This is a genomic window from Krasilnikovia cinnamomea, assembly GCF_004217545.1.
GTDB classification, from domain to species: Bacteria; Actinomycetota; Actinomycetes; order Mycobacteriales; family Micromonosporaceae; genus Actinoplanes; species Actinoplanes cinnamomeus.
The window spans coordinates 6161140-6175897 of sequence record NZ_SHKY01000001.1; the positions used below are offsets into that span (position 1 = coordinate 6161140).

At 70.2% G+C, this 14758-nt stretch carries 15 protein-coding genes; 10 read left to right on the forward strand and 5 right to left on the reverse strand.

Going from position 1 to position 14758, the window contains the following annotated elements:
- The first annotated feature begins 27 nt into the window (after positions 1-27).
- The 5 genes from EV385_RS27745 to EV385_RS27765 all read left to right on the forward strand — a co-directional run bounded on the left by EV385_RS27745 (position 28) and on the right by EV385_RS27765 (position 4226).
- A complete protein-coding gene (locus EV385_RS27745) occupies positions 28-1041 on the forward strand; it encodes a metal ABC transporter substrate-binding protein (protein ID WP_130512118.1) in 1014 nt (337 codons plus the stop codon).
- Positions 1042-1076: 35 nt separating this feature from the next.
- Positions 1077-1817: a metal ABC transporter ATP-binding protein gene (locus EV385_RS27750; protein ID WP_207229981.1), complete on the forward strand. Its 741-nt coding sequence runs from the start codon at positions 1077-1079 to the stop codon at positions 1815-1817.
- Positions 1818-1820: 3 nt separating this feature from the next.
- On the forward strand, positions 1821-2753 hold the full coding sequence (locus EV385_RS27755; protein WP_130512119.1) for a metal ABC transporter permease: 933 nt from the start codon (positions 1821-1823) through the stop codon (positions 2751-2753).
- A 112-nt stretch (positions 2754-2865) separates the two neighbouring features.
- A complete protein-coding gene (gene sigK / locus EV385_RS27760) occupies positions 2866-3483 on the forward strand; it encodes an ECF RNA polymerase sigma factor SigK (RefSeq protein ID WP_130512120.1) in 618 nt (205 codons plus the stop codon).
- Positions 3480-4226 (forward strand): anti-sigma factor, encoded by a 747-nt coding sequence (locus tag EV385_RS27765; protein ID WP_130512121.1) that lies wholly within the window; start codon positions 3480-3482, stop codon positions 4224-4226. Before sigK ends, EV385_RS27765 begins: the two co-directional genes overlap by 4 nt.
- Before the next feature lie 284 nt (positions 4227-4510).
- Here EV385_RS27765 and EV385_RS27775 read toward each other — a convergent pair whose 3' ends face one another.
- Together EV385_RS27775 and EV385_RS27780 are read right to left on the reverse strand one after the other, a co-directional pair.
- Complete coding sequence (locus EV385_RS27775) at positions 4511-5329, reverse strand: alpha/beta fold hydrolase (RefSeq protein WP_165449635.1); 819 nt, start codon at positions 5327-5329, stop codon at positions 4511-4513.
- 132 nt (positions 5330-5461) lie between these two features.
- The gene (locus EV385_RS27780) at positions 5462-6055 is read right to left on the reverse strand and encodes a TetR/AcrR family transcriptional regulator (protein WP_130512123.1); all 594 of its coding nucleotides are present in this window, start codon (positions 6053-6055) and stop codon (positions 5462-5464) included.
- 154 nt (positions 6056-6209) lie between these two features.
- On the opposite strand from EV385_RS27780, the gene EV385_RS27785 reads away from it, so the two are divergent.
- Both EV385_RS27785 and EV385_RS27790 read left to right on the forward strand, forming a co-directional pair.
- Complete coding sequence (locus tag EV385_RS27785) at positions 6210-8309, forward strand: transglycosylase domain-containing protein (RefSeq protein ID WP_242625110.1); 2100 nt, start codon at positions 6210-6212, stop codon at positions 8307-8309.
- A 251-nt stretch (positions 8310-8560) separates the two neighbouring features.
- Positions 8561-9121 (forward strand): hypothetical protein, encoded by a 561-nt coding sequence (locus EV385_RS27790; protein ID WP_130511346.1) that lies wholly within the window; start codon positions 8561-8563, stop codon positions 9119-9121.
- A gap of 104 nt (positions 9122-9225) precedes the next feature.
- Here EV385_RS27790 and EV385_RS27795 read toward each other — a convergent pair whose 3' ends face one another.
- Both EV385_RS27795 and EV385_RS27800 read right to left on the reverse strand, forming a co-directional pair.
- Complete coding sequence (locus EV385_RS27795) at positions 9226-10827, reverse strand: GGDEF domain-containing protein (protein WP_242625111.1); 1602 nt, start codon at positions 10825-10827, stop codon at positions 9226-9228.
- A 38-nt stretch (positions 10828-10865) separates the two neighbouring features.
- Positions 10866-11177, reverse strand: coding sequence for a hypothetical protein (locus tag EV385_RS27800; protein ID WP_130512124.1), 312 nt, complete (start codon positions 11175-11177; stop codon positions 10866-10868).
- A 118-nt stretch (positions 11178-11295) separates the two neighbouring features.
- On the opposite strand from EV385_RS27800, the gene EV385_RS27805 reads away from it, so the two are divergent.
- On the forward strand, positions 11296-12105 hold the full coding sequence (locus EV385_RS27805; protein ID WP_130512125.1) for an STAS domain-containing protein: 810 nt from the start codon (positions 11296-11298) through the stop codon (positions 12103-12105).
- Positions 12106-12117: 12 nt separating this feature from the next.
- Here EV385_RS27805 and EV385_RS27810 read toward each other — a convergent pair whose 3' ends face one another.
- On the reverse strand, positions 12118-12450 hold the full coding sequence (locus tag EV385_RS27810) for an STAS domain-containing protein (protein ID WP_165449636.1): 333 nt from the start codon (positions 12448-12450) through the stop codon (positions 12118-12120).
- Between the two features lie 341 nt (positions 12451-12791).
- Between EV385_RS27810 and EV385_RS27815 the strand changes: the two genes are divergently transcribed.
- Entirely contained in the window at positions 12792-14009 is a 1218-nt protein-coding gene (locus EV385_RS27815) for a hypothetical protein (RefSeq protein WP_207229982.1), read from the forward strand.
- On the forward strand, positions 14002-14595 hold the full coding sequence (locus EV385_RS27820) for a hemerythrin domain-containing protein (protein ID WP_130512127.1): 594 nt from the start codon (positions 14002-14004) through the stop codon (positions 14593-14595). Before EV385_RS27815 ends, EV385_RS27820 begins: the two co-directional genes overlap by 8 nt.
- Positions 14596-14758 lie beyond the last annotated feature (163 nt).

Here is a 14758-nt window from a genome sequence, read left to right on the forward strand (position 1 = left end):
TCACCGTTCGACTGAAGGGACCGGGACATGAGCCGATCATCGATAGGCGCCAGACTCCTCGGCGGCGTACTCGCCCTGTCGCTCCTACCGACGGCCGGCTGCGCTGCCGTGTCCGCGGCCGACGGTACGGGCCGGCTGGTGATCGCGGTGACGGTCGCCCCGTTGACCAGCATCGTGTCCGCCGTCGTCGGCGATCGCGGCCGGGTCGAGGGCATCGTGCCGGAAGGCACGAACAGTCACACGTTCGAACCCGCGCCGAGCGTCGCCAAGCTGCTCAGCCAGGCCGACGTCGTGTTCCTGAACGGGCTGGGCCTGGAGGAGCCGACGGCGCGACTCGCCGAGAAGAACAGGAAGCCCGCGGCGAAGATCGTGGAGCTGGGCACCGGCGTCCTGCCCGAGGATCAATGGATCTTCGACTCCTCGTTCCCGAAAGAGGACGGCAAGCCCAATCCCCATCTCTGGACCGACCCGACCTACGTCATCAGGTACGCCCGGTTCATCGCCGACACGCTCGGCGCGCGAAGCCCCGCCGACGCGACCTACTTCCGGAGCAACGCGGACCGTTTCGTCGCATCGGTCGACCGGCTGATCGTGGCCCTGCGCACCGACCAGGAAACCGTCCCGGTGGACCGGCGCAGGCTGCTGACGTACCACGACGCCTACGCCTACTTCGGAAGGTCGTTCCAATGGACGATCGTCGGCGCCGTGCAACCACGCGACTTCTCGGATCCCACGCCCCGCGAGTTGGCCGATCTGATCGACCAGATCCGGGCGGCGAGGGTGCCGACCATCTTCGGGTCCGAGGTGTTCCCCTCGAAGGTACTGGCGGAGATCGGGCGGGCCACCGGCGCCCGGTACGAGGACACCCTGCGCGACGATGATCTGCCCGGGTCGCCCGGTCAGCCGGAGCATTCCTGGCTGGGCCTGATGCGGTACAACCTCGGCACCATGATCCGCGGTCTGGGCGGAACAGCGACGAACGTGGACGCGGTGGCGACGGCCCAGACCGATGTCGTCGACGAGGCGGTGTATCCGCAGTGAAACCGCGCCGGGACCTCCTCATCGGGTTGCATGACGTGGCAGTCGGCTACGACGGTCCGCTCGTGCTGTCCGACATCACGGTCGACGTGTGCCGGACCGACTTCACGGCGATCGTCGGTCCGTCCGGCGGCGGCAAGACGACCCTGCTGCGGGTGCTGCTGGGCACGCTGCGTCCGGTCGCCGGCCGCGTCGAGCGCCGGCCCGCCCTGCGGACGTCCTATGTCCCGCAGTTGGAGACGGTCAACTGGGACTTTCCACTGACCGTGTCCGAGTGCGTCCTCACCGGCATCACACGCCACCGCGTGGTGCCGTGGCCGAGCCGGGCGGAGCGCGCCGCCGTCGGTGCTCTGCTCGACCGGCTGGGGATCGGCTCGCTGCACCGGCGGCACATCCGCGAACTGTCCGGCGGACAGCAGCAGCGCATGTTCCTGGCCCGCGCGCTCATGCAGGACCCGGAGCTGCTCGTCCTGGACGAGCCGACGTCCGGGGTGGACGCGACCACCCGGCACGAGATCCTGCACCTGCTCGCCGACCTGCACGCCGGGGGTATCGCGATCGTGCTCAGCACGCACGACTTGAACGGGATGGCGGCGCATCTGCCCCGACTGGTCTGCGTCAATCGACGGATCATCGCGGCGGGCGACCCCGACGAGGTCATCATGCCGTTGGTGCTGGAGCAGACGTACGGCGCGCGGATGGAGGTGCTGCGCCACCTCGGGCTCCCCCAGGTGGTGGAGTCCCCGGCGCGGTGGGCGACCCTCCGGAAGGCGGGCTGACGCATGAACCCGATCGTCGAGGCGGTCATCGATCCGCTGCGGTACGCCTTCTTCCAGAAGGGGCTGGGCGTGGCCGTACTGTCCGGCGCTCTGCTGGGTTTCATCGGCGTGTACATCACCCTGCGCGGCATGAGCTACATCGGGCACGGGCTGTCGCACTCGATCTTCGGCGGCTTCGCGGCGAGCCAGCTCATCAGCGCCAGGTACTACCTGTGGGGGGCCGGGGTCTGGGGCGTCCTGTCCGCCGTCAGCATCCTGGCCGTCACCCGTCGCCGCCGCATCGGCGCCGACGCCGCCATCGGTGTGGTCACGACGGCGTCGTTCGCCTTGGGGGTCGCTCTGCTCACCCGCTTCGGCACCACCGGGCCCAGCTTCGAGAACGCGCTCTTCGGCAGCATCCTGGGCATCTCACGCGGGCAGCTCATCGCCCTGTGCCTGGTCGCCGCGCTGACCGTGGCTGTCGTCTTCCTCCGCTACCGGGCGTTGCTGTTCGCCACCTTCGACCCGGACGTTGCGCAGGTCAGCGGCGTGAACGTCGTGGCAACGGATGTTCTGCTGCTGACCACGCTGTCGTTGAGCCTGCTCACCACACTCACCGTTGTCGGGGTCACGCTGGTCGCGGCGATGCTCGTCATCCCACCGGTCACCGCGCGCATGCTCAGCGACTCGTTCGCCCGGATCCTGTTGCTCTCCACGCTGGCGGGGGCGGCGTACGGCCTGGTCGGCATGTACCTGAGCTATCACGCCGGGGTGCCCTCCGGCACCATGATCGTCCTTGTCGGAGCCGCGGGTTTCCTCGTCGCGGCCGCGACCCGACGAAGGCGACCCCGCCCGGTCGGGGCCGCGCCCACCAGGACCCGCCGCCAGGCGGGGCGGTTCGCGAACCCACCGACTCGTTCGCCGTCGAGGCCGCATTCGTCACCGTCGCGGTGGTAGCTACCGGGAGATGATCCGAAATCATTCCGGGTCCAATCCGCTCGCCGCCGTGCTACGAATCCCGGGTGCCGCGTCGGACCCGCTGACCGCGCTGCTGGGAAGAGGGAGGGCCATGAGCGACGCTGGTGAGGGTGTGAACCGGCCGGAGCCTCCGGCGGCGGTGACCGGCCACGCACCGGTGCAGGACGCCGAGGCGTTGCTGCGGTCCGTCGCCCGCGGCGACGACGCGGCGTTCGCCCGCCTGTACGACCTGGTCGCGCCGCGGGTGTTCGGCCTGGTACGGCGGGTGCTGCGGGATCCGGCGCAGGCGGAGGAGGTAACCCAGGAAGTGCTGATCGAGGTGTGGCGCACGGCGGCTCGGTTCGACGCCTCGCGCGGCTCGGCCACCGGCTGGGTGTTCACCATCGCGCACCGCCGCGCCGTCGACCGGGTCCGCGCCGAGCAGGCCAGCGCGGAACGGGCGAGCCGGTACGCGGCCGGCACCGGCCAGACACCGTACGACGAGGTCGTGGACGCGGTCACCGGCCGGCTGGAACGCCAGCAGGTTCGCCGTTGCCTGCAGAGCCTGACCGACGTGCAGCGCGAGGCCATCACGCTGGCCTACTACGGTGGCCATTCGTACCGGCAGGTCGCCGAACTGCTTGGCAGCGCGTTGCCGACGATCAAGACGCGGATGCGGGACGGGCTGATCCGCCTGCGGGACTGCCTGGGTGTGGAGGTGGCGTCGTGAGCACCGACATCCACGCCCTGGCCGGTGCGTACGCGCTGGACGCGGTGGACGACATCGAACGGGCCGCGTTCGAACGGCACCTGGCCGGCTGCGCGTCGTGCGCGGCCGAAGTCGCCGGGTTCCGGGAGGCGACCGCCCGGCTGGCCGAGGGCACCTGGTCCGTGCCGCCGCCCGGGCTGCGCGACGAGGTGCTGGCCGCCGTCGGTCGCACGCGGCAGCTACCGCCCGGACCGGCGCGGCGGGAACGCGGTGCGGGTGCCGCGCTGTCCCGGTGGCGCCGGTACACGGTGGCCGCCGCCGCGGCGGGCATCCTGGCCGCCGGCGCGGGCGCGGCAACCTGGGCTGTTCAGGAGCAGCGGGTCCGCGAGCAGCAGGCCGTGGCGGACGCGGCGCGGGCCGGGGCGGCCCGGGTGCAGGCGATCCTGGCTGCCCCGGACGTGCAGATCCGCACGTCGGCCGTGCGCGGTGGCGGCCGGGTCGTGGTGGCGGCGTCGGCCAGCTACAACGCGGGTGTCGTGGTGTTGACGGCGAGTACAGCGCCGGCGCCGAACCAGGCGCTGCAGCTGTGGCTGATCAAGGGCGCGACCCCGACCAACGCGGGCGTCCTGCCGCCGGGACAGGCGGCGTCCCTTCGGGTGGTGGATGGCCTGGTCGGGTACGACGCGCTCGGCGTGTCCCTGGAGCCTGCCGGTGGCTCGACCACCCCCACCGAGCCGATCCTCGCCGTGGTTTCCATGGCTTGACCTCCCTCCTTGCCGGACAAGCGCATGGCCCGTGCCGGGCCGGATCAGAGCCGTGCGGACCCGCTGGGCAAGCGGGGGCGGCAGCTGCACGGCTGGCACCGCGGCGACCCGCGAGCCAACGATGCCGACAAGGTCGCGAACGAGTGGCTGATGCGCCCACGGGGCGCGTATGTGATGGGCGGAACATGTTCGGCCCGGGCCGCGGGACTGGGATGAGGAATGGACCGCCCAGGAGTCCGCGATGGCGCGACCGCCACCGCGGACCGATCCCGGAACGGCACGCATCAGGCGGTGACGAAATCGACGACCTTGGCCACGACGTCCGGGTCGTGCAACAGCCGCCGGTGCCCGAGCCCCTCGGTGACATGCAGCCGCGCCGCGGGCCAGGCCGCCGCGATCGCCGCGCCGCCGCCGACCGGGGTGTGCCTGTCGTCGCGGTCGTGCACGACCAGGGTGGGCGGCATCGCGACCGCGCGACCGAGTTCCGGCACGTCGAAGTGGTGCATCGGGACGCCGACGCGGCGTTCGACGCGCGCGATCAGCCGCTGGTAGGTGGGCTCACCGAAGCCGAGCACGTCCGTGAGCTGGCGGGCGTGCGACGCCGGGCTGGCCATCGGGGCCAGCAGCGCGATCCGGCCCGCGGGCAGGCCGTCGCACAGGGCCACCGCGGTGGCGGTGCCGCCCATCGAGTGGGCGATCACGGCGCGGGCCGGGCCGAACTCGGCGACGACCGCCGTGAGGGCGGCCGCGAACTCGGGGATGGACGACGACCGAGGCCCGTACGCGCCGGGGGCGGACCGGCCGTGGCTGGGCGCGTCGAACGCCACAACGCGCTGTCCGCGGTCCACCAGCGGCGTGACGAACGAGGCGAGCTGGCCGGCGTAGCCACCCCAGCCGTGCATCAGGAACACAGTCGGACCGTTGCCCCACACCTGGCCGGCGACGTCGTGCCCCTCGGCGCGGACGGTGAAGGGCTGACCACCCGGCACCGGAATCGGCCGGGCCTGGGTGGCGGATCCCGGCAGGGTGAACCAGATGTGTTCGGCCCAGCGGGCGGCGAGCGCGGGGGCGGCGCGGTTCAGCACCGCGAACGCCGCCCGCATCGGGGCTGGAACCGTAAAGAAACGAACGGTCGTGCTTTTTTGTACGCGCGAATCGGCGACGGCGGTCATTGCGGTTGTCCTTCTCTCGGTCGAAACGGGGAGGTGCTTCCAGTCCCCGTTGAAGCGGTGGCGTCAGTCGGACGGGGTGGTGCGGGCGGCGGCGAGCAGCGCCTCGAAGGCGCGGCGGGCGCGGCTGTCGGCGCGCTCGTCGCCGAGCAGCCGCATCGTGTGGTGGCGGGCGAGGATCACGCCGTAGAAGTCCTGGGCGAACTGGTCGGGGTCGGCGTCGCCCCGGAACTGCCCCTCGGCGATGCCGGACCGGAACACCGTGCCGATCGTCTCGAACATGTCGCGCTCGTCGCGGACCAGCCGGTCGCGCACCGCGCCGGGTCGGTCGTCGAACTCCGTCGCGGCGGCCACGAACGGGCAGCCACCGGGCAACGCGTCCCAGTTCAGCCACCGGTCGAACAGCTCACGGAGCCGGGGTTCGCCGCGCGGCGCGCGCAGCGCCGGCCGGGCCACGGCCTCCTCGAAACCCGCCCGGGCATGCTCCAGCACCTGGAGCTGCAACGCCTCCTTGGACCGGAAGTGCCCGAACAGGCCGCTCTTGGACAGCGCGGCCTGCTCGGCCAGCGAGCCGATGGTCAGGCCGCTCAACCCGACCCGGCGCGCGACGTCCACGGCCTGGTCGAGCACCGCCGCCCTGGTTTCCTCGCCCTTACTCACCCGCCAACAAAAGCACGACCGTGCGGGAAATGCAAGGCGCCGGATGAGTGATAGAGACAAACTCCACTCGAATTCCTTGAACCTCTGCAAACACGCAGGTCACGCCGTGTCGGGAGGGCGTTAACCGATCCTGACGCAAAGTAGTTCAGCGGAATTGCCACCCTCCGGGTCGCTGCATCGTCTGGGGGTTGTGGCGGATCTATCAAGCGAGCACAAAGAGCCGGGGCCGCGTCACCGGCGTCCGAGCCGGATGCGTCGGCTCCTGAAGCGTGCCACTGTGGTGGCCACCGTCTTGACGGTCGGAGCCGGCATCACAGTGGTGGGCTACGTACATTCCGTGCAGCTACCAGCTGACCCGGTCGAGGTGCAGGCGTCGACGCTCTACTACCGCGACGGCAGGACGATCCTGGCTCGGGTCGGTACGCAGAACCACAGTGATGTCGCGCTGTCCGCGGTGCCCGAGGAAGTACAGAGGGCGGTCCTGGCCGCCGAGGACCGCGATTTCTACGACCACTCAGGGTATTCGGTGCGCGGCATACTGCGCGCCGTGGTGGCGAACCTCCGCGGTAAGCGCCAGGGCGCGTCCACGGTCACCCAGCAGTATGTGCGCAATGCGTTCCTGACCCAGGACGTGTCCCTGGACCGCAAGGCCAAGGAGCTTGCGCTCGCCATCAAGCTCGAGCGCAAGCTGACCAAGGACGAGATCCTGGAACGCTACCTCAACACGATCTATTACGGCCGGAACGCGTACGGGATCGCCGCGGCGGCGCACGCCTACTTCGGCGTCACCACCGACCGGCTGACCGCGGCGCAGGGCGCCGTGCTCGCAGCCGTGATCAAGGATCCGTTCCGGTACGACCCGGCCAACGATGCGGCCGCGGCCCAGCAACGCTGGGCATGGGTCGTCGACGCGGCGCAAGAGAAGGGCTGGCTCGGCGGCGTTCTGGAGTATCCGAAGGTGTCCCAGCCGTCGGCGGCGGCTGCCGGGCCGAGCGGCATCGTGATCGACCGGGTGGAGCAGGAACTGGCCGCCCACGGCGTGACCTCGAGGATGTTGCACACGCAGGGCCTGTCCATCGTCACCACACTGGACGCGAAGGCGCAGGCGGCCGGCATCGCCCAGGTCGCCAAGCACCTGGCCGGGCAGCCGAAGGATCTGCGGGTGGCGCTGGTCGCGGTGGATCCGCGCAGCGGCGGGGTCCTCGCCTACTACGGTGGCAAGCAGCGCGGCTATTTCGACGACGCCTCGGCCGCTCACCCGGCCGCCTCGACGTTCAAACCGATCGTGCTGGCCACCGCGCTGGAGGCCGGGATCAGCGCGCAGTCTCTGTGGGACGGCAGTTCGCCCCGGCTGTTCCCGGGCCGGCTCGGCGTGCCGTTGTACAACCACGACGACCTGCAGTGCCCGGTCTGCACGCTGGAAGAGTCAATGATCGGGTCACTGAACACTCCCTTCTACGCGGTGACGGAGAAGCTGGGCGCGGACAGCGTCCGCAAGATGGCCCACAGTCTGGGCATTCCCACCGCCTACGGGGGCACCCCCGCACTGGTGGACGGAAAGGGCGACCCGAAGCCCGGCCGGACCCGCCCTGACATCGCGATCGGCCGCTACGCGGTCACGCCCGCCGACCTTGCCACCGTCTACGGCACCTTCGCCGGCGCCGGTGTCAGGCACGACCGGCATTTCGTGGAATCGGTCACCAGCCCCGGTGGGCGCCGCATCTGGGAAACCCGGCCGCGGACCCGGCATGTGCTGGATCAAGCCGCCGCCGCCGACGTCACCTCCGTGCTCGCCGCGGTCGTGGACAAGCACGCCATGACACCTGACCGGCCGGCCGCCGGCAAGACCGGTACCCAGCAGTGGGCCAACACCTCCGACAACCAGGACGCCTGGATGGCCGGCTACACACCCGAACTGGCCTGCGCGGTGTGGATCGGTAAGGCGGACCCCGGGCCGATCCGCGACAAACGAGGCAAGGCCATCGAGGGGGAGACCCTGCCGGCTCAGCTCTGGACCGCCTTCATCCGGGAGGCACTGCGCGGCCGCCCGGTGACGCCGCTGCCGGGACCGGCGAATGTCGGCCGGCCCGCCCCCTTCGACATCAAGCCGCCCACAGCCGAAACCGTGCCCGGTGAGGTTCCTCCGAAGGAGACCCGACCCCGTCCGGAGCAGTTGGTGCCGGACGCCCGCCGGAAGGCGGATCTCGGAAGACAGGACGCGGGAGTCACGAAGCAACCGCGAACTGCACAGTAATCGTGCTTGCCAAGCGAACTTTCGGGTAATCCGCCCAAATCGTCACAGAAGTAGCTTTCGGTCGCGATCAAGAGCTCGGCGCTGTGCGTACGTGCGTCGCGCGCTTTGGGGGGTACCGCTGATCCTTGCCGGTTCCTTGAAGCCCGATTGAGGCTGAGTTGACCCTGGTCGCCGACCTTGGATGTCGACAGCACCGGTTGGCACTCAGAGCTCCCGGTCGAGGGAAGGAACTTCTGATGCAGCGTGGCGGAATGAGCATGATCGCGGCGGCCGCGACGGTCGTTGGTGGCATCGCGCTCAGCACCGGCGTGATGTGGCAGGCGTCCAGCGCCGCTTTCACGGCGTCGACCAACAACGCCGCCAACTCCTGGAACGCCGGCACCGTCGCCCTCAACGACGACGACAGCAGCTCCGCGATGTTCACCGCCAGCGGCCTGCGGCCCGGCTCGACGGCCCAGAAGTGCATCAAGCTGACCTACAACGGCAGCCTCTCCGGCACCGTCAAGCTGTACAGCTCCGCCGTGTCCGGCGCCCTCGGCCCTTACCTGGACCTGCAGGTCGAAGAGGGCACCGGCGGCGACTTCAGCAGCTGCACCGGCTTCACCCCCGCAGGCGGGCCCACCTACACCGGCACGCTCGCGAACTTCGGCAGCACCAAGACCGACTTCACCTCGGGCGTGGGCACCTTCGCCCCCACCGGCGCCGGGCAGGTCCGCACCTACCGCATCACGTACACCCTGAACGCCACCACGCCCGACGCCCAGCAGGGCGCCACCGCGAGCGCGACGTTCAACTGGCAGGCGGCGAGCTGACCATGACCACTGGCCGTCCGATAGTGACAATCGCTGACGGCAACTGCTCCCACACGCCGTGATTCTCGCGACCCACCGTCGACGTTGCGACACGTCCTTGCGCGTCAGGTGCCCTCGCGGTCGCGGTAGGCGCGCACGCGGCGATCCCGGGGCGTCCCGGTGACCACCCGATTGCGGCCCTGGTGCTTGGCGGCGTACAGGTTGCGGTCGGCGTCGGCCAGGGCGCTGGACTGGGCTGGTGGCGAGGTCTCGTCGGCCGCGGCGACGCCGATGCTGACCGTGACCGACCAGCCGTCGGGGAGCCCGTCGCAGACGTGGTCGGCGATGGCCTGCCGGATGGTGTCGAGCTTGGCGGCCGCCTCGGCGACGGGAGTCGCCGGCAGCACGGCAAGGAACTCCTCGCCGCCAATGCGGGCGACGAAACCGTCGGGGGTGACGGCGGCCAGGCCGGTTTCCAGCAGCTTCGCGACCTGTACGAGCACCTGGTCGCCGGTGTCGTGCGACAGCGTGTCGTTGATGCGCTTGAAGTGGTCGATGTCGACCAGCGCCACGCTGAGAGCGGGATCCACCGCGATCAGGGCGGAGAGTTCCTCGTCGACGAAACGACGGTTGTGCAGGCCGGTCAGGGGGTCACGCAGGGCCTGCTCGCGGAAGCGCCTGGCGTCCTCCCGGGCCTCGGTGGTTTCGAAGATCGCGTGCCGGATCTGCGCCTCGGCTTCCCGTTCCTTTGAGCGCAGTCGCTCCTGGGCGGCGACGAACTCCTTCTGCGCGGTGAACGCCGCCGCGTAGTCGCCGCGCGCCGCGTGCAGTTCGGCCTGCTCCCCGTACGCCTGAACCAGCGGCCCGTTCAGCCCGCTCTCGTCGCATAGCGCGCGACAGGCGTCCAGGCTGTGCTGGGCCGCGGTAGTGTCGCCGAGCCCGCGCTGGGCGCGGGCCAGAGTGAGCAGGAAATAGGCCAGATCGTCGGCCTGGTCGACATGTCCGGCCTCATGTTGGGCGATGCACGTACGCATCGTCGTCGCGGCCTGCTGGTACTCGCCGTTCGCGACCTGGATGTCGGCGAGCGTGTGCAGGGCCGACTGGTCGAGGTCGACGGCGTGGGCCTCGGCGTACTCGACCATCCGGGCTGCGACGTGCTGGGCGCGGGAGAACTCACCAGCCTCATGCTCGAGGAAGGCCCAGTTGTTGAGCAGGATGATCAGCCGCTGCCACTGGTGCGCGGCCTGCGCCAGCTCCTCGGCCTGGCGGTAGCGCACGCGTGCCGCGTCCATCGCGCCGATCTGGGCCAGCGCGTCGGCCAGCTTGGTCCGGTGTTTGATCTGGGTGAAGGTGGTGGCGGTGTCGTCGAGCAGTTCCACCGCGCTCAGCGCGTGCTCCAGGGCCTTGGCCCCGTCACCGGCCATGCGCTCGATCATCGAGCTGATGAGGTGGGTGCGGGCCTGCAGCAGCCGGTCCTCGTGGCGTTGCGCCCACGCCTGAATGTCCTGAAGTTGCCAGGCGATCCCGGCGAGCCTGCCGGTCGCCAGGGCGAGAGCGGTCCGGCACAACCGGGCGCGCATGAGAAGGCCCTCGTCGCCCAGTGCCGCGGCCCGCTGTTCGAGGCCGGCCGCGGTGGAGTAGCCGGCCTCGGAGTCAGTGATGACCTGTTCCTCGATTTCGAGCAGGGCGGCCGACAGCTCCTCGACGCCCATCGCATGATCGTCCATCACCACCCGGCCTCCACCGTCGCCGATCGGTCGCCAGCCTATTGTCCGGTAATCGACCCAATCACGAGGATTAACGATACGTTGTCCCACGCACGCGGTGCTGCGGGCGAGTTGGTGGCGCCCGAAACGGGCCATGCGTTGGCGAACGCGACGGCATCGGTCAGCACCCGACGCAATCCGTCGATCGCGGCCCCGACCAGACCGCCTTCCGGCGCTCCGCGGCGGTACAGCCGGACGGTGCCCAAGGCGAGTAGCCCCGACACCGGGCCGGCACTATCGCGAACAACGGCACGATCCGGTCCAGGACGTACGCCGCCTCGTCGGTCGACGCGGAGCAGTTCGTCGCCCATGAACGCCGCGAACAGGACCGCTGGAAGCGGGACGGATAGCCGCGGGGCCGGCGCACGGTCCCGCAACCGAAAGTAAGCTGCGCCGGGCGGGGTTCCGTACTGAGGCACCATGGACGGTATGGACCCGGCACAGGATCGGCCCCCTACCGGCCCGGACCCGCACGACGGCTACGGGCCGCCCCCACTGCGCTGGGTGGTGGAGCAGGTGGACACGCGGCTGCTGGTGCGCCTGTCCGGTGAGTTGTCGACGGCCAGCGCCCCCCGGGTGCGGGCCGTACTGGTGAAAGCGCTGGCCGATCACCCCGACGCGGTGGTGGTGGACCTTGCCGGGCTCGTCGTGCGGCAGTCCGCGGCGGTGACGGTGTTCAAGGCGGCGGCCCGGCAGGCCGCCCGCTGGCCCGGTATCCCACTGCTGCTGTGCACCGCCGACCCGCCCACCACCAAGCTGCTGCGCGCCCTGCGGCTGCCGGTGTTCCCGACGGCGCAGCAGGCGCTGGCCACCGCACCGCAGCCCCGGCTGACCATGCTCGCCGACACGCTGCTGCCCGTGCCCAGCGCGGCGCACCACGCCCGGGAACTGGCCGCCGAGGCGTGTACCCGCTGGCGGCTGCCGCATCTGATCGGCTTCGCCGGCTTGATCGCCAGCGAACTGGTCGCCAACGCCGTCGAGCACGCCCGCACCCTGGTCGATATCCGATTCACGGTCGGCCACCGATACCTCATGATCAGCGTACGGGACGGCTCGACGGACGTACCGTCTCCGAGCTGGGCGCCGCTGTCCGACGCTGAAACCGGGCGGGGCATGCTGCTGGTCGACGCCACCGCGCACCGATGGGGGAGCCTCCCCGTGGAGGGCGGCAAGGTCGTGTGGGCCACCCTGCGCACGCGACCTGTCCCAGACGACCGGCCGAACGGGGGACCCGCGTAGCCGGGGGCGAGGTCAGTCGCCAGCCAGGCTGGCCAGCAGCTCCGCCACCCCGGACACGCGCAGCACGTACTGCGCGATGCCGTGCGCGCCGACTACCCGGTACCGGTATCCGCGCTCCGCCGCCGCGTCCCGGCCCCGCAACAGCGCCCGAATCCCGGCCGCGCCCAGGAACGACACCTGCGCCAAGTCGATGACCAGCACGGCCACCTGGCACTGCTCAACCGTAGCGACGATGACGGCGGCCAGCGCCTCGTCCACGCTGGCGTCCACGTCCCCACGCACCACGATCCGGATCGCCCCTCCCGGATCCTCGTGGTGTGTTTCCCAGGAACACTGCTCCGTCATCACGTACCCGCCTCGGCCGGCCCCGTGCCACATTCACCCCCTATCAAACACCGGCGGGAGTCAACCGGTGGGTCTGCGGACGGCCGCGGGCGGGCGGTCAGGGTGGCCCGTACGATCTTGTCAATGCGGCGTGGGCGTCGATCCCCGTGCGGTGGCGGTGGTGTGCACCGCGTGCGGGCCGAGCCTACGGGCCGGATTCCCGAGCATCCGGCCCGCCGGATCGACGCTGCGGGCTCGCCGAACGGATGCCGGAACGTGCACTACACGCAATTCCCGCCGGTTTGGAGTGAGGGGTGCGGGTATCCGAAGCGGACATGTTCAGGCGGCTTCCGGGAGCGATCATGTTCAACCCGCTGGATCACAAGGGCATCCCCCTTGATCAGCAGATCCGCAACTGGCGTGAGCTCAATGTGGAACCGATCGACCCGGAAGCGGTGGACCCGTACACCCGGTGCCGGATCATCACGATGAACGGGATCGAGGTGGAGGCGATCCTGTTCCAGCACCAGTTCGCCCGTAACTGTCCCGACGACGAGGTGCGCCGCCAGCTCGCGTACACCCGGTTCGTGGAGAGTCAGCAGCAGCGGGTAGTGAACTGGCTGCTGCCCGGTCTCGCGTCGGTGCTGGAGACCACGCTCGGGTACGAGCAGGTGGCGGTGGACCTGACCGCGTGGGTGGCCCGGCACGAATCCGATCCGTACCTGAAGCAGGCGTACGAGTTCGGGGTGCTGGAGGACTTCGATCACCTGTACCGGTACGCGAACCTGTACGAGATGGTGGAGCGGCGCAAGGCCGAGAAGATCGTCGACGAGCTGACCGAGGTGATGCCCGGACGCCCGACCGTGGCCGAGTTCCGGCACCCGTACGACAACGTCCGCGACCCGTACCAGAAGGACGCAGCCGACCCCCGCTCGAAGCTGCACGCGTTGACGATCCTGTCGGCTGAGCAACAGGTGATGATCTACTACATGAACGTCGGGCCGCAGTACATGGAGCCGATCGCCCGGCAGCTCTATCAGGAGATCAGCCTGATCGAGCAGGAACACGTCACCCACTACGAGTCGCTGCTCGACCCGCGGGAGACGTGGTGGGAACGGCTGGTGCTGCACGAGTACAACGAATGCTGGCTGTACTACTCGTTCCACCGCCAGGAGAGCGACCGCCGCATCAAGGCGATCTGGGAGCTGCACCTGCAGATGGAACTGGCCCACCTGCAGCAGGCGTGTGAACTGCTACGCCGCTTCGACGGCCGGGAACCGGAACAGATCGTCGGCACCTCCGGGCTACCGGAGCCGTTGTCGTTCGAGCCGAACAAGGACTACCTGCGCCATCTGCTGGCCACCCAGATCGACCTGACCACGCTGGGCGCCGGGTACGTCCGCGAGGCCCACGAGCGGTTCGAACAGATGCAGGAACAGATCCACGGCGGGCAGCAGCCGCCCAGCGAGCAGGTCATCGACCTGCATCGGGAACGGTTCGGCGACGAGTACCGGATCGAAACCGAAGGCCCGCACCCGGTCGAGTCGCTGCGCGCCAGGGAGGGGGACCGTCGTGCCTGAGCCGACGACTGCCGACACGGCGGTCCCGACCGGTCCCGACGTCGATGTCGTGGACCTGCTGCTGACCCAGCACGCCCGGATCGAGGAGCAGTTCCTGCTGGTCGCCGCCGCCACCGGCGACGCCAGACAGGAAACATTCGACGACCTCGTCCGGCTCCTCGCGGTGCATGAAACCGCCGAGGAGGAAGTCGTCCACCCGCTCAGCCGCAGCCTCCTCGACGACGGCGACCCGCTCATCGACGACCGCCTCGCCGAGGAACACCAGGCCAAAGACATGCTCAAACAAATGCTCGACGCCGGAGCCGACGACGCCGGCTTCGACGACGCACTCCTGCTGCTGCGCCACGCCGTGTTGTCGCACGCCCGCCACGAGGAACGCTACGAGTTCCCCGCACTGCGCGCGAAAGTGCCCGCCGACCAGTTGCGCGCCCTGGCCACCGCCGTCCGGGCCGCCGAGGCGCTCGCCCCGACCCGCCCGCACCCTGGCACGGAGTCGGCCACGGCCAACCTCGTACTGGGGCCACCCCTCGCGATCATCGACCGCGTCCGCGACGCCATCCGCAGCGCCACCAGGCCCGGGTCGTGAGCCGGCCGGCACCCCCGGCTCCCGACTTCCACGCGAGCTCCCTCGCCCAGGACCGATAAGACCGCATCGCCAAGCAACGCATTTGGGCCCAGCTTCGGTCTGCGCAGACGACGGAGCAGAATCCCGCCCAGGGACACACGGTGGCGCAAGGGGCGCCGCGTCG

Bases quoted from the DNA above. Each gene is read 5' to 3' on its own strand.
- sigK (WP_130512120.1), top strand. From the start codon at position 2,866: ATGAGCGACGCTGGTGAGGGTGTGAACCGGCCGGAGCCTCCGGCGGCG.
- EV385_RS27800 (WP_130512124.1), bottom strand. From the start codon at position 11,177: ATGGGCGACGAACTGCTCCGCGTCGACCGACGAGGCGGCGTACGTCCT.
- EV385_RS27775 (WP_165449635.1), bottom strand. From the start codon at position 5,329: ATGCGGGCGGCGTTCGCGGTGCTGAACCGCGCCGCCCCCGCGCTCGCC.
- EV385_RS27810 (WP_165449636.1), bottom strand. From the start codon at position 12,450: ATGACGGAGCAGTGTTCCTGGGAAACACACCACGAGGATCCGGGAGGG.
- EV385_RS27745 (WP_130512118.1), top strand. From the start codon at position 28: ATGAGCCGATCATCGATAGGCGCCAGACTCCTCGGCGGCGTACTCGCC.
- EV385_RS27815 (WP_207229982.1), top strand. From the start codon at position 12,792: ATGTTCAACCCGCTGGATCACAAGGGCATCCCCCTTGATCAGCAGATC.
- EV385_RS27805 (WP_130512125.1), top strand. From the start codon at position 11,296: ATGGACCCGGCACAGGATCGGCCCCCTACCGGCCCGGACCCGCACGAC.
- EV385_RS27790 (WP_130511346.1), top strand. From the start codon at position 8,561: ATGAGCATGATCGCGGCGGCCGCGACGGTCGTTGGTGGCATCGCGCTC.
- EV385_RS27755 (WP_130512119.1), top strand. From the start codon at position 1,821: ATGAACCCGATCGTCGAGGCGGTCATCGATCCGCTGCGGTACGCCTTC.
- EV385_RS27795 (WP_242625111.1), bottom strand. From the start codon at position 10,827: ATGGACGATCATGCGATGGGCGTCGAGGAGCTGTCGGCCGCCCTGCTC.